Origin of the sequence: Alteribacter natronophilus (genome assembly GCF_006007885.1) — a bacterium.
Classification (GTDB): Bacteria; Bacillota; Bacilli; order Bacillales; family Salisediminibacteriaceae; genus Alteribacter; species Alteribacter natronophilus.
Genome location: NZ_VCRO01000007.1, coordinates 94,709 through 115,820, shown reverse-complemented (window position 1 = coordinate 115,820; position 21,112 = coordinate 94,709). Strand labels below are relative to the sequence as shown.

17 protein-coding genes and 1 pseudogene are annotated in these 21,112 nt (G+C 50.6%); 4 read left to right on the top strand and 14 right to left on the bottom strand.

Annotated elements, in window-relative coordinates; translation table 11 throughout:
• Position 1: 1 nt before the first annotated feature.
• From FGB90_RS18190 to FGB90_RS18160, 7 genes and pseudogenes are all read right to left on the bottom strand, one after another.
• Positions 2–478 carry a GNAT family N-acetyltransferase gene (locus FGB90_RS18190; RefSeq protein WP_438502712.1) on the bottom strand — a complete coding sequence of 159 codons (477 nt, stop codon included), beginning with the start codon at positions 476–478 and terminating at the stop codon, positions 2–4.
• Between the two features lie 60 nt (positions 479–538).
• Positions 539–1,189: pseudogene (locus FGB90_RS18185) on the bottom strand (alpha/beta fold hydrolase); the annotation flags it as partial.
• Positions 1,186–2,061 carry a GNAT family N-acetyltransferase gene (locus FGB90_RS18180; protein ID WP_138812285.1) on the bottom strand — a complete coding sequence of 292 codons (876 nt, stop codon included), beginning with the start codon at positions 2,059–2,061 and terminating at the stop codon, positions 1,186–1,188. The gene FGB90_RS18180 and the pseudogene FGB90_RS18185, both read right to left, overlap by 4 nt.
• Positions 2,062–2,079: 18 nt before the next feature.
• The gene (locus FGB90_RS18175) at positions 2,080–2,265 is read right to left on the bottom strand and encodes a hypothetical protein (RefSeq protein ID WP_138812284.1); all 186 of its coding nucleotides are present in this window, start codon (positions 2,263–2,265) and stop codon (positions 2,080–2,082) included.
• A gap of 4 nt (positions 2,266–2,269) precedes the next feature.
• Entirely contained in the window at positions 2,270–2,989 is a 720-nt protein-coding gene (locus FGB90_RS18170; protein WP_138812283.1) for a class I SAM-dependent methyltransferase, read from the bottom strand.
• 122 nt (positions 2,990–3,111) lie between these two features.
• Positions 3,112–3,732, bottom strand: a complete 621-nt coding sequence (locus FGB90_RS18165; protein ID WP_138812282.1) for an NUDIX hydrolase — start codon at positions 3,730–3,732, stop codon at positions 3,112–3,114.
• A 208-nt stretch (positions 3,733–3,940) separates the two neighbouring features.
• Positions 3,941–4,627: an AIM24 family protein gene (locus FGB90_RS18160; RefSeq protein WP_138812281.1), complete on the bottom strand. Its 687-nt coding sequence runs from the start codon at positions 4,625–4,627 to the stop codon at positions 3,941–3,943.
• Between the two features lie 217 nt (positions 4,628–4,844).
• Between FGB90_RS18160 and FGB90_RS18155 the strand changes: the two genes are divergently transcribed.
• From FGB90_RS18155 to FGB90_RS18145, 3 genes are all read left to right on the top strand, one after another.
• On the top strand, positions 4,845–5,615 hold the full coding sequence (locus FGB90_RS18155) for an SDR family NAD(P)-dependent oxidoreductase (protein ID WP_138812280.1): 771 nt from the start codon (positions 4,845–4,847) through the stop codon (positions 5,613–5,615).
• A 165-nt stretch (positions 5,616–5,780) separates the two neighbouring features.
• Positions 5,781–6,443, top strand: coding sequence for a glycoside hydrolase domain-containing protein (locus FGB90_RS18150; protein ID WP_246056251.1), 663 nt, complete (start codon positions 5,781–5,783; stop codon positions 6,441–6,443).
• A 185-nt stretch (positions 6,444–6,628) separates the two neighbouring features.
• A complete protein-coding gene (locus FGB90_RS18145) occupies positions 6,629–7,234 on the top strand; it encodes a hypothetical protein (RefSeq protein WP_138812279.1) in 606 nt (201 codons plus the stop codon).
• Positions 7,235–7,357: 123 nt separating this feature from the next.
• Here FGB90_RS18145 and FGB90_RS18140 read toward each other — a convergent pair whose 3' ends face one another.
• On the bottom strand, positions 7,358–10,582 hold the full coding sequence (locus FGB90_RS18140) for a carbohydrate binding domain-containing protein (RefSeq protein WP_138812278.1): 3,225 nt from the start codon (positions 10,580–10,582) through the stop codon (positions 7,358–7,360).
• A gap of 697 nt (positions 10,583–11,279) precedes the next feature.
• Here FGB90_RS18140 and katG point away from each other — a divergent pair.
• Complete coding sequence (katG, locus tag FGB90_RS18135; RefSeq protein WP_138812277.1) at positions 11,280–13,463, top strand: catalase/peroxidase HPI; 2,184 nt, start codon at positions 11,280–11,282, stop codon at positions 13,461–13,463.
• Between the two features lie 60 nt (positions 13,464–13,523).
• Here katG and FGB90_RS18130 read toward each other — a convergent pair whose 3' ends face one another.
• The 6 genes from FGB90_RS18130 to cdaA all read right to left on the bottom strand — a co-directional run bounded on the left by FGB90_RS18130 (position 13,524) and on the right by cdaA (position 20,931).
• Complete coding sequence (locus FGB90_RS18130; RefSeq protein WP_138812276.1) at positions 13,524–14,042, bottom strand: NUDIX hydrolase; 519 nt, start codon at positions 14,040–14,042, stop codon at positions 13,524–13,526.
• 13 nt (positions 14,043–14,055) lie between these two features.
• Positions 14,056–14,523, bottom strand: coding sequence for an NUDIX hydrolase (locus tag FGB90_RS18125; protein WP_138812275.1), 468 nt, complete (start codon positions 14,521–14,523; stop codon positions 14,056–14,058).
• A gap of 83 nt (positions 14,524–14,606) precedes the next feature.
• The gene (gene glmS, locus FGB90_RS18120) at positions 14,607–16,409 is read right to left on the bottom strand and encodes a glutamine--fructose-6-phosphate transaminase (isomerizing) (protein ID WP_138812274.1); all 1,803 of its coding nucleotides are present in this window, start codon (positions 16,407–16,409) and stop codon (positions 14,607–14,609) included.
• A gap of 800 nt (positions 16,410–17,209) precedes the next feature.
• Positions 17,210–18,574, bottom strand: coding sequence for a phosphoglucosamine mutase (gene glmM / locus FGB90_RS18115; RefSeq protein ID WP_138812273.1), 1,365 nt, complete (start codon positions 18,572–18,574; stop codon positions 17,210–17,212).
• Between the two features lie 124 nt (positions 18,575–18,698).
• Positions 18,699–20,120 (bottom strand): CdaR family protein, encoded by a 1,422-nt coding sequence (locus tag FGB90_RS18110; RefSeq protein WP_138812272.1) that lies wholly within the window; start codon positions 20,118–20,120, stop codon positions 18,699–18,701.
• On the bottom strand, positions 20,110–20,931 hold the full coding sequence (cdaA, locus tag FGB90_RS18105) for a diadenylate cyclase CdaA (protein WP_138812271.1): 822 nt from the start codon (positions 20,929–20,931) through the stop codon (positions 20,110–20,112). Before cdaA ends, FGB90_RS18110 begins: the two co-directional genes overlap by 11 nt.
• Positions 20,932–21,112: the final 181 nt, after the last annotated feature.

Here is a 21,112-nt window from a genome sequence, read left to right as displayed (position 1 = left end):
ATCAGAGCTTCATGGACAGGCGGATCATATCCCGGCACCGGATGCCGTTTTCCATGATCGGCTCCGGGTAGTGGCGGACAAAGAAGTCTCTGTCCACTCCGGTGATCCTGAACCCGCACTTCTGGTAAAGAGCAAGCTGACCGACACTTGAATTCCCGGTGCCGATCGCGATTGTATGATAGCCCAGAGTTTTCGCCGTCGCTGCCGCATGCATCACAAGCTGTCTGCCGATGCCCTGCCCGTGCCTGTCTTCGGCTACAGCAACGTTTACAAGCTCAACGGTACCTGATCCTGCAGGCAGCAGTACATAAACCCCGACCGGTTCCTCACGCTCTGTGCAAACTGTCACGTACGTTTCCCCGCGTCTCGTATAGGAGCTCACCAGTTCCTCGGATGGATCTGCCAGAAGAAGCAGCTCCACAGGCAGCGGCTCGTCGTCTGCCATCTTCCGGATGTGAATGCCGTCTCCGGCTTTCATCCGCTCAAGAAAACCGGTGAGGACGTGCTTAAGCTCACTGTCTTTTCTGAGCCAGATGTAATGACCTGCGCCCCCAATCTGTCTGTACTCGCCCCGGGGCAGGAGACCGGCCACCTGCTCCACCGGCCATGACGGCCGGATGTCCTCCTCCCCTGTTACAAACAGGGCAGGCACCCGGACGCCGGCGATCTCACGGAGCAGCTCCGGACGTTTAATAAATTTGCGCCAGTCCGTCAGCAGGGAACGGTGAACTTCGGGGCTCTGGGGAAATTCAAACAACGGCTCCTCCTCCAGGTTTTCTTCACGTCCGCGGCTGTACGCCGCTTTCCAGTCCCGGTCGTTCTGCACTCCTGTAGCTGAAACCGATATCAGCGCCTTTATCCCTTCCGGCTGTCTCAGTGTATAAGCCAGTCCCAGGTCTCCACCCCAGGAATGGCCCAGCACTGTCCACTTTTCCAATCCGTAACTCCTGCGAATGGTTTCAAGGTCTTCGATCGCCTCATTCAGCCCGTAGCCGCCTTCTCCCCCCGAGCGTCCGCACCCGCGGGCATCAACGGCAATCACACGGCAGCTTTCGGTTAAAAGAGTGGCCACCGCTTCAAGGTAATAACCGGCACCCGGGCCGCCGCTCAAAAGTACGACTGGTGTCCCTTCCCCTGCAGAGGCTGTCCAGAGGCGCCCGTTTTCGGTTTCTATGTATCTCTCAATCATGTTTCCTCTCCCTGTTTATAAAGTTGAGTGTCTTTTTCCGTATACAAGCCGTCCCCCACAATAACCGAAGCTCCGCACGTTTTTTCATAAAACTCCACCGGTCCCGCTTCGCTGATCACTGCATACCGGTAACCTGCTTTCTGCATATCATCGAGACAGGCAGACAGGAGACGTGTTCCCGCTCCACAGGACCTTTCCCCTGATGCCACTCCCATCGGCCCGAGCACACCCTTCTGCTTCCTGTCAGCGTCATAGGCAGCGAAACCGATTATGTCACCTTCCTGCATCACTGTAAAAAGTGTCACAGGTGTCTGATTAAACGCGTGATCCACGGCTTCCAGCCACCCACTGCCAAATTCGGTTCCGACAAAACTTCGGACCTGCTCCCTGTCTGACTGTCCCGCTCTTTTCACCTGCGAAGGGGGGCTGAAAGCGTTGCCGGTCAGGGGCACAATCATGTCCCTGGGGGCGGAAGTAATAGACAGAATCCGCTGCCTGTCCTCATGGGAAAGGCATGCTCCCAGCCTCTCATCCTCCGATTCCATAACCGCCCTCATGACGTGTCCTTCATTTAGCACGTCCTGTCCGTAACGGTTTCGCAGCTGACGGGCCCTCGTGAACACGGCAGCTGTTCCGGTACTTACAGGAATGGAAACTTCCTCAATCATCACACCTGATTCAGCCTCGCTCCCTCCTTCTCCACGGCGAATCCGGGCGGCTAAATCAGGAAAAGTGAGGTATAACTCGGCAAATACGCCCGTCCGCTCACAAAGGGCTCCACTAAGCAGATCTCCAGGCTGAATAGGCCTGCCTGCTTCCCTGGCCTGCCGCTCACTCCATTCAATCAGCCTTGTCAGACGTCTGGTCATCATCAGCTGCCACCTCCGTTTCTACAATATCCATACGGCCATCAGAAAGCAGATGATGGCCACAACCACTCCCGCTCCCCGGGTGGTATACAATTTTTTCTCCGGTAAATCCGGCTGCTTTTCCTTAAGCCACGCCGGATAAATAAGACCGATCACCCAGAGTGACACTGCCCCGGCTGCAAGAAGAATGCCTGCGAGGAAATTCACAGGGTTAACCTTTTTCCTTCCGTGCAGCGGTTCTCTTTTCAAACAGCCCTGCCAAAAGCCCCTCCACACCAAACACACCAGGGTCTTTTGAAACGAACATCGGCCGGACTTCAATTTCAGTGAATTCGTGAAAAATCAAGCGGAGTTTTTCTTCTGTAAACCCGAGACCGCCTGCCATGGTCCGTTTTTCGTAAATCTCCCGGTCAGTCATTGGAGAACCTCCCAGCGGTCCGTTTTCACGGAAGCAGGTAAGGGCAAAACGGCCTCCCGGTTTAAGAGCTTTCTTCACAAGTGACATATATCCCTCACGCCTGTGGGGCGGCACATGGTGAAAGCAGCCCGAATCGTATACGAGATCATACGCTCCAGGTTCTGGGTCGAAGTTGTAAAGACTCTCTTGAATAAAGCGTACAGGAAGACTTTCTTTTTCCGCTCTTTCCGATGCCCAGCTGAGTGCTTCAGCCGAGCTGTCCACGGCGTCTACCTGAAAACCGTTTCTTGCAAAGTGAAGGGCGTTTCTCCCCGGACCGCAACCGAGCTCAAGTACCCGGCCCGGCTTTATTTTGCCGGACTCCATGTAATCGAGTATGTTTTCATCCGGCCTGTCCGCAAAAAACGGAACCGGCCGCTCCCTGTCTTTGTAAAACGCATCCCAGTCGATCCCCGAATCCTCATCCAGCCAGCTGTCGAGCATATGTAAAACATCTTCTGTTGTGCGAATCATGGCGCCACCCTCTTTTTTTACATTCTTTTCGTAAAGGTGTTTTCGGAAAAATTGCTGTTTTATCCCGCTGCAGGCGGACTCTTTCCGCTTTATAACACTTCTTTCTAAAAGCAGTAATCTAGTCAATCAAAGTAAGCAGGGCTGTCCGGGTTGTCCCAGTAACCAAACAGGATCTCTATCTGACGGTTCGTAATTCTTGCCCGTGACAACGGAGGCAGATTCTCCCTGTCAAAAAAACCGATGTCGCTCGTTTCCATACTGGCAGCCGGTTTGCCTCCATCCAGGCTGCAGAGGATGAACATTTTATAAGTATGATACGCGGAGGGCGGATGATCGTGGCACTTTTTATCCATCACAGCAACGAGCCGCTGTGCCCGTACGTGGTATCCCGACTCCTCCTGTACTTCCTTTACCGCCACTTCTGCCGGAGTAAGGCCGATATCCCCCCAGCCGCCGGGCAGGGCCCAGCTGTCATCGCTTCTCTCTTTCACCATCAGAAGCTTTCCGTCTTTGAAAACGACAGCTCTTACGTCCACTTTCGGTGTCTGATACCCCGTTTCACCGGCAAACAGGTCTCTGATTTTTGAGACTGGTTCATCTGTAAAGCCTTCGAGCATTTCCGCACTGATTGCCCTGATCCTCTCAAAACGTTCAATATCAAATTCATCCTTTGAATAGGCGAGACCGGACTGAGCGAGAGCCTGGAGCTCTTTTGCCAGTGTCAGCCGTGTCGGTTCATTCATCGTACTCCCCCATTTACATTTGTCTGCCGCAACTGAAGATACTGTATCTTCCGATCTTCATCTCTCTCACTGCTTTCCATGTTCGTTTCATTCTTCATTCGTACTTTACTTTCTTCAATTTATGAACCTTCATTTCCTTCATTTAGGAAAAAGTCCCGACTTCAGATCAGAAATAAAGACGGTCCTCACCAGACCGCCTCACGCGCAATTATTCGTTCATTGTTCCTTCAAAGCACGGCTGAACGATGACGAAGCCCCATCCTTCAAATTCCATCTGTATCGACTCCCCGCTTCCCCTTCCGAGAAAGGTCTTGTAATTGACGTCCGTTCTGAACTCCGGTTCCAGATCACCGGACCAGGCGACCGTGGCATTAGGGTCGGTCCGCACCGGTTTGCCCGGTTCCACCATGAGTGTCAGCGGCTCGTAATATGTTGTAATGGCGATCCGCCCCCGTCCCTCGAGAAGGATGTTAAAAAGCCCGCCGGACATCATTCCCGCCACTTTCCTCATCATGAATATATCCCAGTCCACCGTTGGCTCGAACGCCAGAAGGTCGTTGCCGTTCACCCGGATGCTTTCATTTTGAAGATCCAGTATCGTAATTTTTTTGCCCTGGTCGGATAAAAACAGATTTCCTTCGCCGGAGGCTTTCATGAGTTCGCTGCCTTCGTTGGTGAACGTCTTTTTAAACGCCCGGCTTGCTCCGTGCTCAAGGAGGCCCTCCCGCTCAAAGCGGATGTCACCGGTGTAGGAGATCATCGCCCCTGTTTTCGCCCAGAGATCACCCGAAAGTGTCACCTCAAGGATCCGGTCCGTTTCCAGGTGAAACGTATCTTTCGCCTTTTCCCTCTTTTTCGTCTGCTCGACAAACTCCTGTACCGACTGTTCGCTCATATGTGTCATCCTTTCTATTAATTTGGAAGACTTACTGCCGGGTCAGCGATTTCCCTTTGATATTCCCTGAACCCTCTTCCTGTTAAACATTTACAAATAGATAATCTGCGTGCCAGGCATCTGTCCCTACTTTACATAAGTTTTAGTTTGAATATTGAGAAATCGAAGGTATGATAATAGTGAAATGTGTTTCCTATACCAATTAAGGGGGGGTTCTATGAGTTTTAATGGAAAAGTTGTGGTCATTACCGGGGCTGCCGGAGGGATTGGCAAGGAAGCAGTTAAATCTTTTTCAAATGACGGAGCAAAGGTTACATTAGTAGATTTAGACCAGGAAGCATTAGATCAGGCAGCAGCCGAATTAGACCTGAATGACGGGCAGTATATTACAGTTGCCGCGGATGTGGGAAATGAAGCACAGGTTAAGAACTTCATAGAAAAAACTGTAGAGGCTTTTGGTACAGTGGATGTTCTCTTTAATAACGCAGGTATTGAAGGGAAAGTACTCCCCATTCCTGATTACCCATCAGAACTCTTTGACAAAGTTTTAGATGTAAATGTTAAAGGCGTCTTTTATGGCCTGAAATACGCGATGCCTATTATGAAAGAAAATAAAGGCGGTTCCATCATAAATACAGCTTCTGTTGCCGGCCTCGGAGGAACAGCTGGTGTGTCTGCATATATCACGTCCAAGCATGCCCTTCTGGGGTTAACAAAAACAGCAGCATTAGAAGGGGCTCCGGATGGTATTCGTGTAAATGCAGTGTGTCCTTCACCAGTTAACAACAGGATGATGCGGTCTCTAGAGGCAGGATTCAGCCCTGAAAATGCAGAAGCAGCTCAGAAAAGCTTTGCAGCAGCCATTCCGCTGGGCAGATATGCGGAAAATCACGAAATTGCTGATTTGGTGTATTTCCTGGCATCGGAAAAAGCCAGTTTCATAACTGGCGGTATTTATACTATTGATGGCGGAATGAAAGCAACGTAACGGCAGTAACCAGTCGTACCTTAATAAAAATGGGAGAGATTTAATTAAGAGTCCCAAAAAAGGGAGGGGATGTCTCTTCCTATTAAAGATTTACAGATAGATAATCTGCGTGCCAGGCACCTGCCTCTGCAGGATCACATACCCTGCCTTTGAGGAGGTGTGCGCGTGAGATTCAGACGAAGACAGACGATCTGGGGAGTGAATTCGGCCCGGCCGGTTGATCAGGCACTTTATGACTGTGTACAGCAGAATTTAGGGGACCCTGCATTCTGGGGACGGTTTCTCACTGAGGTACCTGACGTAAGCGCAGGACTGACTGTTGAGGAGATCCGCTTTATACGGGAAAACGGAATGCGGCTCCTTCCGATTTACAATGATTTCAGGGTGGCACTGGGAGACAGGAGAGGGCGGACCGCAGCCAGAAATGCCATTTTTAATGCCCAGCGCCTCGGTATCCCGGAGGGAACGTTTCTTTTTGCCAATCTGGAGCGTTTTTTTGACATCGATGCTGCCTGGCTGATTGCCTGGGTGGATGCATTTCTGGACAGCGGCTACCGTCCCGGCTTTTATAATGATCCGGTTCAGGGGGATTTTAACGCCGCTTTCTGTCAGGCTGTTGAAGCGGAACCGGCAGTCCTGAATCAGAGCGTACTATGGAGTGCGGAACCCGAACCCGGCACTCTTCCGCAGGCAGAGGCACCGGCTTTTGCTCCGGCAGAACCGGACTGCGGCGGCAGCGTATGGGCCTGGCAGTACGGTCGCGATTCCGACATCTGCCCGATCGATACCGTACTTATGAACGACGAACTTTTTTCAGCCATTGAGTAATCATCCTGCCCGTCATCTCATAATCTCTGAAGATGGCGGGTACTTTTATGTTCATTTCCAACAAGAAGAAATTATTTTCCAAAATAGTATCCTAACCGAAATAATTGTTGTAAAATTTAAAAATAAGGAAACTTTTGCACTAATACATACGTAAATGAATCAACATGAAGATGAGGATGGTTATTATGTTATCAAAGCTTTCACTCAGGGACGCCGATACCGGACGGGTTGCTCCCGTACTGGTCGTCTCCAGTCTCATTTTAATTATATCTGCTGCTTTTCTGCCGGTTGTTGCGGTAATGGTGATTCAGGACGTGCTGTATTTTTCCCGTGATCATTGGATCTTCATCCGGCCGACCGCAGCTTATGTGACATTCGGGGCAGGCATGGTCTGGATGGCTGCCGTGCTGCTTTCAACTCTGTTTACAAAAATGTGGTCCGACCGCCGGGACCAGCCGTACCGCCTGACATTTGTTCATGTGGTTCTGTTTTTCATCGCATTCCCTGCATTCGTTTTCGGGGTCAACCATTACACATACCTCGATGACCAGGGAGCGCACACGAACCAGCTTTTTGCAAGCGGGGAAAAAATGATCGAGTGGACTGACGTGACGGAAGTGTACCGGGAAGTGGATGCGGAATCGAACCGGATTCTTTCATATACGTTCAGCGACGGAAACGAAACGATTCACCTGCCGTTCCGTGTAACGGATACGGAACTGCGCTCCCACGTCCGGAACGTTGTGAATCATTACGGACTTGAAGTAACAGAAATTGAAGCAGAGGCCTAACCAGGCAGAACCGGGCTGAGAACAACTTCTATCGAAAATGCAGGCGGTGCAAATAAAAAAACATCCTCTTCTGCCATGCCGGCTCAAGAGGATGTTTTTGCGTAAAAGATCTATAACGTTCTGTTACTCTGTTTCTTTATTAAGTGCCTGAAACACGTTCTCGGCTGCTTCTTCCAGCAAGCCCTTTGCGTCTTCTTCAATATGTCCCGCATCGCTGTCCAGCTGATCCACGTATTTATGGACAAACTTTTCTGCCTGCTCAATTCGCCCTGAACTCTCGTGATGCTGTGCCTGTCTGAGCGTATTCGTCAGTTTGTTTGTCAGCGGTCTGCGAATATCACCGGAAGCGATATAGTCATTCATCTTGTCTTCAAGTACCTTAAGAAGCTCTCCCGCAGACGGAAGCGGTTTGTCATCTTCCTCTTCCTTCGGTTCGCCGTCAAGGAAGTCTCTCACTCCCTGAACCTCTACACGGACATTATCAATGACCACATCGTGAGAAGCTGAGATCTGTTCATCCAGGACGTTTCCGAGAAGGAACAGGAAGCCAACGGTGTCATCTGCGCCCATTTCAAATTCAAACGTAAAGGTTTTAGCCTCGTCAGTCAGCTGAACAATTTCTTCAAAGTGCCTGTAGTATCCTCCTGCCGGACCGTTATCCAGTACGACTTCAATGGAGCGGTCAGCAGTCGAGCTGGCATCAAACTCAACAACATAGGTCTGGCCTTCATTCAGGCTCAACTCCGGCTGGGTAAGCTGAATATCCCATGGGTTGGCACCAGTATGTTCAATGCTGATCCGCGCTTCTTCATTTTCACCGCTGAACACGGCTTGCGATTCGCCGTCCCAGTCACCCTGAAGATGCGTGCCCCATTCTTCGGGACCGTGGGAGAAGTCGCCGTTTTTAAGCGGGAAGTATTTCTCCCGTTCGCCTTTCACTTCAAAGCGGACGTTGCTCACTGTTACGTCATGAGGAGCTGCCTCAACCGCCCCCAGAAGATACTTAAGCCCGACAGTGTCATCCTCCGGCACCGTAAATTCGAACGTGAAGGTTTCCATTTCTTCGGTTAATGCCATTTCCTCAGACAGATGGCGGTAGTATGATGCATTTTCCACGACCGCCTCAATCGTTCTGTCCACGGAAGATTTTGCATCGAACTGTACCACATAGGTGTTCCCTGCTTTCACCGGAAGATTCTCCTGAAACAGCATTAGATCCCACGGGTTTGCACCTGTATCCTGCACCGAGAATACACCTTTTCCGTTTTCTGCTTTAAAGGATCCTGCAGAGGAGCTGTCACCGTAATCTCCCTGAACGTGCGTGTGCCAGTACGCTGCACCGTTGACAAACGAACCGTTCTTCAGCGGGAAGGCGTCGCTCAGAGGAATATCGGTCTCGGAAATCCGGTACATTTCAACATCATCCAGCACCACATTGCTCTCGCTGCCGCCAAAGTAGAATACAAGCTGACCTGCTGGATCTGTTACATCAGGCATCGTAAATGTGAAAGTCTGATCTTCCTGCTCTGACTTCAGCGATACGGTTTCCTCATGATAAATCGCTTCTCCATTTTCGCTTAGCAGGGCAATCGAAATGTCTCTTTCTTCTGCCGCACTTCCGTTAAACGACAGTTCATACTCAGCACCGCCAAGCAGATTCATCCCGTACTGACGAAGGGAAACAGCTTCTTGAATCTCGCCGCCATCTGTAATGACAACTTCAAGATCTCTTGCAATCGGATCAACGGAAGCTTCGGCGTCCGCTGCTTCAGCGTCGAAATCCCAGAAAGTCATCCGGTCCATTCTTCCCTGATCAAAGGTGCCGTTATACACATGGTTGCCGTTTGCCAGTGGGCGTTTTGGCGCCGTTTCATTGTACGGATCCTGCGCTTCCACTTCCTCGAGAACTACGTTGCCGACCCAGACACTGTTCGTGTTCAGTCCCAGGTTATATTCCAGGCGCGCCAGTGCGTCACTGTCATGCTGCATCTGGAAGATCATTTCATAGGTTTCGAGATTCTCTGTTAAAGCGAAGTCACGGCTCGGGGAGTAGGCTGTATACCCTCTTTCGGGGCCGCCTCCGAGCTTCACGTTCATCGTCCGGTCAGCTGCCGCTTTCGCATCAAAGCTCAGCTTGTACCATCTTCCTTTTCCGAGTGTCACATTCTGGATCAGCTGCACCGCGTAAGTCTGTGAGCCCGCCGCGGAGATATCAACTTTGGCAAACGGATCTCCGTTCACGTCTTCTACAGCCGCCGCTGCATCCCCGTTAAATTCATTCAGATGGACGAGATTCCAGTAATCATTCGTCCAGTCATTCTGCAGGTCATCATTGGTTTTAATATTCGTAAACCCTTCTTCAAAAGCAGGGTCGTACACGTAATTTCCATCGATTGCTTCCTTTGCACCTTCCGGCAGCTCCTCTGCTTCAAATACCGGTTCCACAGGCTCCATGTAGTCCCGGCCTGTCAGTTCGTATGCCTTCACATAATCGACGACAACATCACCGGGAAACGGTGTTGTCTCATCAGGATCGCCGCCGTACCATCCGCCGACTGCAAGGTTTAAAATCAGGTAGAATTCCTGATCAAAAGGCGCCGGGTAGGAGAACTTCGCCGGGTTTCCTGAACCGGTCGTACTCCAGTTGTTGAGCGTCTGGTAAAGTTCACCGTTCACATACCAGCGGATTTCCCCCGGCTCCCATTCGATGCTGTATACGTTGAAATCGGTAATATCCGTTCCTTCCGGAAAATAGTAATCTTTCGCTGTGTACGTATTCCCCGGCCACTCGGCACCGTAATGGATCGCACCGCCAATATGGTCCGGCCTCCCGCCGGCAGCTTCCATAATGTCAATCTCCCCGGAAGCGGCCCAGCCGCCGTAAACGTCATCTTCAGGCATCATCCAGAAAGCCGGCCAGTATCCCTGCCCTTCCGGCAGCTTCATCCTGGCTTCAAACTTCCCGTACTTCTGACTGAACTTGCCCTGGGAATGGACTTTTCCGGAAGTATAATCATAGGTTCCTGTATCATCCGAAACCGTCTCCTCCCGGCCTTCAAGAACAAGCTTCCCATCCTCTACTCTCACATTATCTTCCTGATAGGACTGAAGCTCCTCATTTCCCCAGCCGGGAACCCAGTTCCCGTTTGCATCGTAAAAACCGTTGCCGGTATCGATGGTCCATTTGTCCGGATCCAGCTCGTTCCCTTCAAACTGATCCTCCCACGTCAGAGTCCAGTCACCTTCCTCTGTTTCCCCGGATTGCCCGCTGCTTTCAGCCCTGTCGTTAAGTAAAACAGGCATCGCAAGTATCAACGCCATCACCAGCCCAATGCTCTTTCTCAACATAAGTTTGTCGCCACCTTTTTGGTATTATATTTCCCCCTGCTTTACTCTCCCGCCCTCCTTTTCCAGAATGTATAATGCTCACGAAAGCGCTTTCGTTTTACTGTGAAAGAACCCCCCTGTTTGTTCTCAACACGATGATCCCCCATCTCATTGATCCGGCTCACAGCCTAACGAAAGCGCTTTCGAAAAACCCGGTAAAAAAACAGCCGTCTCAGGACAGTTTTCAAATTAAATAATATTCCCTGCGCAGTTTTTTGTCAATTCAGGATTTTGAATAGTCTGACTCCAATTCAGGGTCTAAGGTCCTGCATTTGTTCCAGTCCTCTCCTCTTTCGATTTCACCCGGAGTCTTTTGAAACCATAATGTTTAAAACCAAGAAGATGATGGTAAATTAATGTTTGGGAGGCGCTGCCTTGCAAGGGTACTAAAGTACTAGTAACCTTGAATTCCGTTTGGCAGATGAGAACTGACGAGAGGAAAGGCAGAAAAATTGAAACTAATTTACTACTCTTTTTTTCTAACTTTCGTTTAAATGTTTAAATTTTCTGTATTTTAAGGAGCATTATACTTTTTATTTGGCTCATCATTTAATATAATTACAATGTAAGAATCGATATTGTCTCCATTTTCAGTTTCGTACCATGCAAGGCAAGTTTTTGCTGCTCACTCTTCTCAAATCAGAAAGGAGAATAACGTATGGACCAGAATAACAATGAAAACGCAGGACAATGCCCGTTCACAGGACAAGGCGGCGAAAAACCCCAAAAACCGCGGTCGAACAAGGACTGGTGGCCGGATCAGCTCGAGCTGAATGTTCTTCACCAGCACGATACGAAGACAAATCCACTGGGCGAGGATTTTAATTACGCTGAAGAATTCAAAAAACTTGATTATGATGCCCTGAAAAAGGATCTTCATAACCTTATGACAGATAGTCAGGACTGGTGGCCTGCCGACTACGGTCATTACGGCCCGTTCTTTATCCGGATGTCCTGGCACGCAGCCGGTACATACCGTATGGCGGACGGCCGCGGGGGCGGCGGAAGCGGCTCCCAGCGTTTTGCCCCTCTAAACAGCTGGCCGGACAACGGGAACCTGGACAAGGCCCGTCGCCTTCTCTGGCCGATTAAACAGAAATACGGCAATAAACTCTCCTGGGCTGACCTTCTGCTGATCACAGGAAACGTGGCGATCGAATCCATGGGCGGAAAAACGATCGGATTCGGTGGCGGTCGGGAAGACATCTGGCACCCGGAAGAAGACGTAAACTGGGGTCCTGAGGAAGAATGGCTCGGTAATAACCGTTACTCCGGTGAACGGGATCTTGAGAATCCGCTGGCAGCCGTTCAGATGGGTCTTATCTATGTTAACCCGGAAGGCCCGGACGGTGAGCCGGATCCGAAGAAAAGTGCCTTTGATATCCGTGACACGTTCAAGCGGATGGGAATGAACGATGAGGAGACAGTGGCCCTTACTGCCGGCGGTCATACATTCGGTAAAGCACACGGTGCGGTTGACCCTGAAAATATGGCTGATGAACCCGAAGGCTCACTTATCGAACACCAGGGCTTCGGCTGGCATAATAAACACGAAACCGGACACGGTGCCTTCACCATTACAAGCGGTATTGAAGGTGCTTGGACACCGACACCGACAAAATGGGATTCGAGCTACTTTGACCTTCTGTTCGGCTACGAGTGGGAGCTGACAAAGAGCCCTGCCGGCGCTTATCAGTGGGAACCGGTAGATCCTGACGAGGACCATCTTGCCCCTGATGCGCACGATGAGTCCAAAAAAGTAAAAACGATGATGACGACAGCGGACATGGCGATGCGTGAAGATCCGGAGTACAACAAAATCTCCCGCCGTTTCCATGAGAATCCCGAGGAGTTTGCCGATGCTTTTGCCCGTGCATGGTTCAAACTTCTTCACCGTGACATGGGGCCGCGTGACCGCTATCTCGGTCCTGAAGTACCGGACGAGGAGTTCGTATGGCAGGATCCTGTACCTAAGGTGGACTACACGCTCTCAGAGTCTGAGATTGAAGATCTGAAGGCCAAAATCCTCGACACCGAGCTGACCGTCAGCGAACTCGTCAAAACGGCGTGGGCTTCTGCAAGCACGTTCCGTAATTCGGACAAACGCGGCGGCGCAAATGGTGCCCGCATCCGCCTTGCTCCTCAGAACGAGTGGGATGCCAACGAGCCTGAACAGCTCAAAAAAGTGCTGAGCGTCTACGAAGACCTGCAGAGCGGTCTTGATAAAAAAGTCAGCCTCGCTGACCTGATCGTCCTCGGCGGAAGTGCAGCAGTTCAAAAAGCAGCAAGAGATGCAGGCTTTGACGTGACTGTTCCGTTTACACCTGGACGTGGTGACGCCACTGCGGAGCAGACTGACGAGGAGAACTTTGAAGCACTTGAGCCGCCTGCAGATGCTTTCCGTAACTACCAGAAGAAAGAGTACTCTGTTAAACCGGAAGATCTGATGGTGGACAAGGCACAGCTTCTTGACCTGACAGCCACTGAAATGACCGTGCTTATCGGCGGTATGCGCGTGCTGGGAGCCAACCACAGCGGCAGTAAGCACGGCGTCTTTACCGACCGTGTCGGCACGCTCACGAACGACTTCTTCGTGAACCTTCTCGACATGGGCGTTGAGTGGAAGGCGAAAGAAGACGGCACGTACGAAGGATACGACCGGAAGACCGGCGACCTCACGGCTACCGCAACACGTGTGGATCTCGTGTTCGGATCGCACTCCGTCCTCCGTGCCCTTGCCGAAGTATACGCCCAGGACGACAGCCAGGAGAAGTTTGTGAACGACTTTATCTCCGCCTGGGTGAAGGTTATGGATAACGATCGGTTTGATGTTAAGAAATAATACGGCATTGAAGCGGAAAAAGCACCTCAATCGAGGTGCTTTTTCCTTTGTTTATCCATTTTAGCGATCGTGTGCTCCCAGCCCGTGTCTTATATCAAAAAATAACTGGATGAGCGATTCATAGTACGGAATAAATACCCCTTCCTCGATCATATCCATGATTTCCTGCCTTGAGGCCCACATCACTTCCTTCACTTCCTCAGTAGGAAAAGTGAGAGAAGAGATATCCACCTGTGATTCCACCAGGTAATAGTCGTCGAAACCATGGTCAAAATTAATTGTAAATGAGGGCCGTCTGCTGCTGAAGTCGAGCGTATAACCAATTTCCTCTTCCACTTCCCGCTCGGCAGCCTCCTGACTCGTTTCACCGGCAAGGGCACTGCCGCCCACGGTTACATCCCACATATCTGCCCAGGTTTCACGGTCCGACTGGCGCTGCTGGATGAGCATCTCCCCTTTTTCATTAAACAGGCATACGTGAACGACTAAATGATAAGCGCCATCCTCAAACGCCTCCCCCCGGATCATCTGCTTTCCGGTTTTCCTGCGGTGCCGATCGTATATGTCCCACTTTTCCATCTGGATCTCCCCCTCACCTGGTATCTACTACAATATGAGTTGCGTGTTCAGGCAACCCTTTCAGTCTCTCTTTGAGAAAAGACGGCCTCACTTCAATGTCATCAAGCTGATCGAGGGGAAACCACCTGAAAACTAACTGGCGGTCCGTTTCCAATCCGTAAAAAGACTTCTGTTTTTCCAGTGGCAGTTCGGGACACATCCGATAATAAAAGCCGATTTCATGAAAAGCCTCTCCCTCATAATGAAAGAAGTTTTCAACAGTCCAGAGAAGGCCCTCTGTTTTAACCCTCATCCCGGTTTCTTCCTGTATCTCTCTGATCAGAGCATCCTCTGATCTCTCAGATATCTGCACCCTTCCACCGGGAAGAGCCCAGAATGAATCAGTCTCAGCTTTATGTAAGAGAACCTGGTTATCTACTATTAAGACACCTGCCACCCTGAAATTAAATTTACCGTTGCCAGTTTTGATTACCGCATCCATTGCCCGCTCCCTCCTATTCTATTTCTATCATAACGTAAAAACACCCCTTCGGAATCTATCTGAATCCGAAAGGGTGCAGCAAACTATTCTACAGTTACACTTTTTGCGAGGTTACGCGGCTTATCAACGTCGCAGTTGCGGTGAAGGGCGGCGTAGTAGCTGATCAGCTGGAGCGGGATAACGCTCACAAGCGGAGTCAGGTACTCGTGCACGCGCGGGATGACGATTGTGTCGTCTTCCTCTTCAAAGCCTTCCATGCTGATCGTGCATGGGTAGGCACCACGTGCGACAACTTCCTTGATGTTACCGCGGATGCTTAAGTTTACGTGCTCCTGAGTGGCAAGGCCAACGATCGGCGTACCCTCCTCGATCAGGGCAATGGTTCCGTGCTTGAGCTCCCCGCCGGCAAAACCTTCCGCCTGGATATAGGAGATCTCTTTCAGCTTAAGGGCTCCTTCAAGGCAGACATGGTAGTCCATGGCACGGCCAATGAAGAAACAGTTGCGTGTAACGCTCAGATACTCACGGGCTACCTGCTCGAGTGTTTCCTTCTGGTCCGTGAGAGTTTCCATAGCGTTGGCAACGATCGCAAGCTCCTGTAGCGGATCGAAGTCCATCTTCACACCTGCAGCACGGGCAGTGTCAACAGCAAGAATGGCAAGAACGGCCATCTGCGCTGTATAAGCCTTCGTTGACGCAACGGCAATTTCAGGTCCCGCGTACGTGTGAAGCGTAAAGTCTGATTCACGGGAAAGAGTGGATCCCGGTACGTTTGTAATAGTCAGGGCTTTATGGCCCAGCTTTTTCGTTTCCACGAGTACACCGCGAAGGTCAGCAGTTTCCCCGCTCTGGGAGATGAAAATAAAGAGTGGTTTTTCGCTAAGCAGCGGCATGTTGTAAAGAAACTCACTGGCAATGTGGGTTTCCACCGGCTTGTTGGCGATTTTTTCGATCAGCTGTTTTCCGACAAGACCGGCGTGGTAGCTCGTTCCTGCAGCGATGATGTAGATGCGGTCTGCATCGGTCATCGCCTGACGGATGTCCTCATCAAGCTTAATCGTATCGTTTTCGTTCTGGTATTTCGTAATGATATTCCGGATCACATAAGGCTGCTCGTCAATTTCCTTGAGCATGTAGTGAGGATACGTCCCTTTTTCGATGTCGCTTGCATCAAGCTCCGCCGTGTAGGAGTCACGTGTCACTACTTCACCGTCAAGCGTCTTGATTGTCACGCTATCGCGTTTAACAACGACAATCTCTTCGTCCATGAGCTCAACGTACTCATTTGTTACCTGCAGCATTGCCATGGCATCACTGGCCACAACGTTTACGCCTTCTCCAAGTCCTACGAGGAGAGGGCTCTTGTTTTTTCCGACAAGGATTGTTTCAGGTTCCTTGTTGTCAAGCAGAGCCGTGGCGTAAGAACCTCTCAGCAGGCTCAAGGTCTTGCGGAATGCTTCTTCAGTCGACAGGCCTTCTTTTGCAAAGCGCTCAACAAGCTGCACGATGATTTCCGTATCTGTGTCACTTGTAAGTGCTGTGTCCTCAAGGAATTCCTTACGAAGCTGGGAGTAGTTCTCGATTACACCGTTGTGTACGAGTGTGTAGCGCTCCGTCGTGCTCTGATGGGGGTGTGCGTTTACTTTGCTTGGCGCCCCGTGGGTTGCCCACCGGGTATGACCGATGCCGACTGTTCCCTGTTTCGTTTCGTCAACTGCTTCACGAAGAGTCGCGATCCGGCCTTTTTCCTTAAACACGTTCACGCCGCTTCCGTTGGCTACTGCAATTCCTGCAGAGTCGTATCCCCGGTATTCGAGCTTCTCCAGTCCCCGAAGAAGAATTTCCTTTGCATCCTCTGTTCCGATATATCCTACAATTCCACACATAATAATGTTTCCTCCCTGTATGCAGGGCAGGAACATGCACGGGGCAGTCCTGCCCCACTCTCTATTTAGTCGAAGATCTAATTATAAATTTTACGGTCATAAATTCAGTGACCCTGTATGCCCTTCGCTTTCCGCGGTGGTGCCGGCAAGCCTCCTCCGGCTTCTGCCGTGCGGGGTCTCGCCTGGCCCCCACTACCGCAGGAGTCTTCGGGCATTCCGGCTCAATTTAAGTTAAAAGCTTCATCACTGCCCAAGCTTTTGTTCAGAGAGTCGCCTCTCTGTTTTAGGCTTGCAGGCTTTCGGTTGTGATGAACAACCGGGAGGCATCCGCCGAAAGATCGATAAACCTCCTCCTCGTCAACTGAACAGGCATATCCGATCCCCCGCTCAGTTCAGGCGCTTCAGGTGTTGCTGTACATTTGTCTGACCTCCGTCCTCCTTCCGCTTTTTAAAATACCCGCTCATCATACTACGAAATCTGAAAACGGGTCAATACTTTTGGAAAATTCTTTCCTGTCTTTCCGTTTCCCTGCAAATAGTTTAGTAAACATCATTTTTTTCTTTTCCATCACCTCCCCGAAAAGTGTGCGCTGTTAATAATGAATATGCATGGACAGCGTGTCACGTGCTATCCATGCATACCCGTTCCACTTATACTCTGGGAGAGCGCCATTACCCGTCATCCGTTCGCTTTCCGCAGCGGTCATGTGAGCCTCCTCGGACTGCGACAGGAATCTCACTGAAGCTTAACTCCATCTGAAATAAATGCTTTTTTTAGCCGTATCGAGGTCCAGGCGGGATCAGTCGAGGGAGCCGAGTTCGCGCTTTACGACATCAACAATTTTCTGAACGTACGTTTCGCACTGTTCCACTGTCGGTGCTTCCGCCATCACGCGTACAAGCGGCTCTGTACCGGAAGGGCGTACAAGGATTCGTCCCTGTCCGTTCATTTCCGCTTCAACCGCATTGATTTCATCTGCGATAACTTCATTGTCATGAAGGGCGTGCTTATCTGCCACCCGGACGTTTACGAGCTTCTGAGGGAAGTGTTTCATTTCGGATGCAAGCTCGGAAAGCGGTTTGCCCGTTGCTTTGAGAATGTTAACGAGCTGAATGGCAGATAGAAGGCCGTCCCCTGTTGTCGTATAGTCGAGGAAGATAATATGTCCGCTCTGCTCGCCGCCGAGATTGTAGCCGCCTTTGCGCATCTCTTCGATTACGTACCGGTCACCTACAGCTGTCTGCTTCGTGTGTGCACCCATGCCTTCAAGCGCTTTATAGAACCCAAGGTTACTCATCACAGTGGAAACAACCGTATCTTCTTTCAGGAAGCCTCTCTCTTTCATATACTTTGCACAGATAAACATGATCTGATCGCCGTCCACGATCTTCCCGTTTTCATCCACAGCAATAAGACGATCCGCATCACCGTCGAATGCGAGGCCGATGTCAGCACCTTTTTCCCGCACAAGCTCCACAAGTGCATCGGGATGGGTGGAGCCCACCCCGTCATTGATGTTTGTCCCGTTAGGGGAAGCGCCGATCGTTGAAATCTGGTCGGCATCCAGGTCTGCAAACAGGTGGGCCGCAAGGGAGGATGCCGCTCCATGGGCGCAATCAAGGGCAATGTGAAGTCCGGTAAAGTCCTGGTGAATTGTCTGTTTCAGGTACTGCAGGTACTTCTGGCCGCCTTCGAAATAGTCGTTAACCTGGCCGAGGTCGGCACCGGTTGGGCGGGGAAGTTCGTCTTCCATGCCTTCTTCCCTGTTAAGAAGCTCTTCAATTTCATCTTCCTGGCTGTCCACGAGTTTGAATCCGTCCGGACCGAAAAACTTAATGCCGTTATCTGCAACCGGGTTGTGGGAGGCAGAAATCATTACACCAGCCTGGGCACTCAGTGCTTTTGTAAGGTAGGCCACCCCTGGTGTTGATATCACACCTAACCGCATGACTTCAGCTCCGATGGAAAGAAGCCCTGCCACAAGCGCACCTTCAAGCATGTGGCCGGAAATACGGGTATCCCTGCCGATAAGAACTTTAGGACGTCCTTCGCTTTCCTTTGTAAGAATATATCCACCGAATCGGCCAAGCTTAAAGGCCAGTTCAGGAGTAAGTTCTGTGTTGGCTACTCCTCTGACTCCGTCTGTTCCAAAATGTCTGCCCATAAAAAATCTCTCCTTGTTTTCCGATACCGCGATCAAAGCGGCTTTTTATGTATGATTGCGGGCAGATCCCAAAGAATGTGCCCGCCTTGTGTAAGTGTATAATTCCAGCTGTGAAGGTCAGGAGTTATGAAGAATCTGCATCCTGCTCGTCTTCATCTTCTGTCACATCGTCTTCCTGCTCTTCGTCGTCTTCCTCCGACTCTTCCTCATCTGAAAGATCGTCATCGTCTTCGTCTTCTATGACGTCATCTTCCTGCTCTTCCTCTATACTTTCAGGAGAGCTCTGGGTACTGGCTTCCTCTGCATCTTCTTCATCGTACACTCTGATATCCACTTCGTCTACGTCATAATCAAAACGAAGGTTCTGGGGGCCGGTCACTGTAAGAGGCACCGAATGTTCTCCTGCATCAAGGCCATCCAGGTCAATAAATGCTTCGATGTCGCCACTGCTGATCCGGGCGAGAACCATGGAGGTGCCAATGACCTCCAGGTCAAATACTGCCCTTTCAGGGTCGAGAAGTTCAACCTGGTATATTTCGTCCAGGCCCGTGATTTCAAACGGGAAGTTGCTTAACACCCGGGTTTCTTCCTCATCGATTTCCACTTCCACTTCAATCGTTTCCGGTTCAACCCGTTCCGCCCCCTCAGGGACGGGCACGTCCAGTTCGATAACGGTGCTCCCAGTAATTTCGGACAGGTCTACTGTGAGTCCTGTGATGAAATTAATTTCGTCGATTGCATCAGGTGGACCGAATACCGTAACCGTTGAAGGGTTCGGCTGGATTGACGTGACGGCTGCACCATCCGGAAGCTCCCCTTCCCGGTCAATCCGCACAGGAACTTCCTTGTTCGGGCTCGTTACCGGCACCGTTACATCAACCGCCGGAGGATCCGGGATAAGATCAATTTCATTTCCTGACTCATCGTAAAGAAGGACTTCCACACTTTCGTCCACCGATTCGGATACTCCTGACAGATCAACAAAGGCTCTCGCGGTGGCAATCTGATTTACGAGCCCTTCCGCTGCTGTGACATCCACGCTGCTCGGCGTGACAGAAGGACTCCCGGCGGCATAACCCGATTCCATTTCATCCTCGTTCAAAAGCTCCACCTGTACAGGAAACGAGGAAGTCTGCAGCTCCTGGAGAGTTACCCGGACAGTGGAAGGGTCCACTCTGACACTAAGCTCACTCTGGAAACCACTGTACTGAACCCGTTCATAGTGCTCTCCGGCACCCTGATCCCTCAGGTCAATGAACACCTCATACTGAGGCCTTGCAATCTGCAGCATAAGAAGATTCTGAGGCCCCTGAAGCTGCACATCCACGGTTTCCGGGGCTTCTGTCACTACATACCTGTCCTCATCGTAGAGAACTGTCAGCTCCACATCCTGCAGGACGCGCTCCCCGTCCGTAATACCGGGAATCCCTGCTCCGGGCTGCTGGTGATTGACGTTATCAATACTTACCATCATGTAAAGCATGACAGCAATAAAGAGGGAAATTCCCCGGATAAACCATTTATTATTAAACCATTTATCCATCATTTTTCTTCCCTCCCCACTGCCAGCGTGAAGAAGCGGTGTCCGAACTTTCAGTGAGCATTTCCTTTATAAGAAGCTCCCTCAGTGCCTCCTCATCGAGATTTCGGTGAAGCTCTCCGTTCTTTGTCAGGGAAATCCCGCCGGTCTCCTCGGACACTGCGAGAGTAACGGAGTCCGTTACTTCACTGACCCCGAGTGCTGCCCGGTGCCTTGTACCAAGCTCCTTGGAGATAAACGGGTTTTCCGATAGGGGCAGATAACAGGCAGCCGCGGTAATTTCATTTCCCTTAATGATAACCGCCCCGTCATGCAGGGGTGTATTCGGAATAAACACATTGATCAGAAGCTCCGAAGACAGGTTGGCGTTCATCGGGATGCCTGTTTCCACATAATCTGTCATTCCCGTTTCCCGCTCGAGGGAGATAAGTGCCCCGATCCGGCGCTTCCCCATATAGTTCGCTGCCTTCACGATATGATTGATCGTATCTTTGATTTCTTCTTTGGCAGCTGAGGAACTTTTCGCAAAAAACTTTCCCCGTCCAAGCTGTTCAAGAGCACGCCGCAGTTCCGGCTGGAAAATAATAATGATCGCCAGAAGACCGTAGGCAATGGCGGTACTCATAATCCAGTTCAGGGTCTGCAGACCGAGGAAACTGCTGATAAACCAGACCGCAAGGATAACCACGATCCCTTTTACGAGCTGAACAGCGCGGGTTCCCCGTATAATCATAATCAGTTTATAAATCACAAAGGTTACGAGCGCAATATCTACAATAATGCCTAATAAACGAAGGATTTGTGCGTCTTCAAACATGGGCGTTCCTCCATGGTAAAATTCCCGGGTACAGTTACGCTGCGTCTGATAATGTCCACCGGACGAACATTTGAAAAACCGGTTTTATTAGTATCTGATAACTTACCAATTATATCACATTTTGCACACCGCAGTGACAGGACCTGCCAATTAAGCAGGCCGGAATTCTCATTTCAGTGTC

Coding starts and splice junctions, on each gene's coding strand:
- FGB90_RS18190 (WP_438502712.1), bottom strand. CDS start 478: ATGAAAGCCGGAGACGGCATTCACATCCGGAAGATGGCAGACGACGAG.
- FGB90_RS18180 (WP_138812285.1), bottom strand. CDS start 2,061: ATGATGACCAGACGTCTGACAAGGCTGATTGAATGGAGTGAGCGGCAG.
- FGB90_RS18170 (WP_138812283.1), bottom strand. CDS start 2,989: ATGATTCGCACAACAGAAGATGTTTTACATATGCTCGACAGCTGGCTG.
- FGB90_RS18165 (WP_138812282.1), bottom strand. CDS start 3,732: ATGAATGAACCGACACGGCTGACACTGGCAAAAGAGCTCCAGGCTCTC.
- FGB90_RS18160 (WP_138812281.1), bottom strand. CDS start 4,627: ATGAGCGAACAGTCGGTACAGGAGTTTGTCGAGCAGACGAAAAAGAGG.
- FGB90_RS18155 (WP_138812280.1), top strand. CDS start 4,845: ATGAGTTTTAATGGAAAAGTTGTGGTCATTACCGGGGCTGCCGGAGGG.
- FGB90_RS18145 (WP_138812279.1), top strand. CDS start 6,629: ATGTTATCAAAGCTTTCACTCAGGGACGCCGATACCGGACGGGTTGCT.
- FGB90_RS18140 (WP_138812278.1), bottom strand. CDS start 10,582: ATGTTGAGAAAGAGCATTGGGCTGGTGATGGCGTTGATACTTGCGATG.
- katG (WP_138812277.1), top strand. CDS start 11,280: ATGGACCAGAATAACAATGAAAACGCAGGACAATGCCCGTTCACAGGA.
- FGB90_RS18130 (WP_138812276.1), bottom strand. CDS start 14,042: ATGGAAAAGTGGGACATATACGATCGGCACCGCAGGAAAACCGGAAAG.
- FGB90_RS18125 (WP_138812275.1), bottom strand. CDS start 14,523: ATGGATGCGGTAATCAAAACTGGCAACGGTAAATTTAATTTCAGGGTG.
- glmS (WP_138812274.1), bottom strand. CDS start 16,409: ATGTGTGGAATTGTAGGATATATCGGAACAGAGGATGCAAAGGAAATT.
- glmM (WP_138812273.1), bottom strand. CDS start 18,574: ATGGGCAGACATTTTGGAACAGACGGAGTCAGAGGAGTAGCCAACACA.
- FGB90_RS18110 (WP_138812272.1), bottom strand. CDS start 20,120: ATGATGGATAAATGGTTTAATAATAAATGGTTTATCCGGGGAATTTCC.
- cdaA (WP_138812271.1), bottom strand. CDS start 20,931: ATGTTTGAAGACGCACAAATCCTTCGTTTATTAGGCATTATTGTAGAT.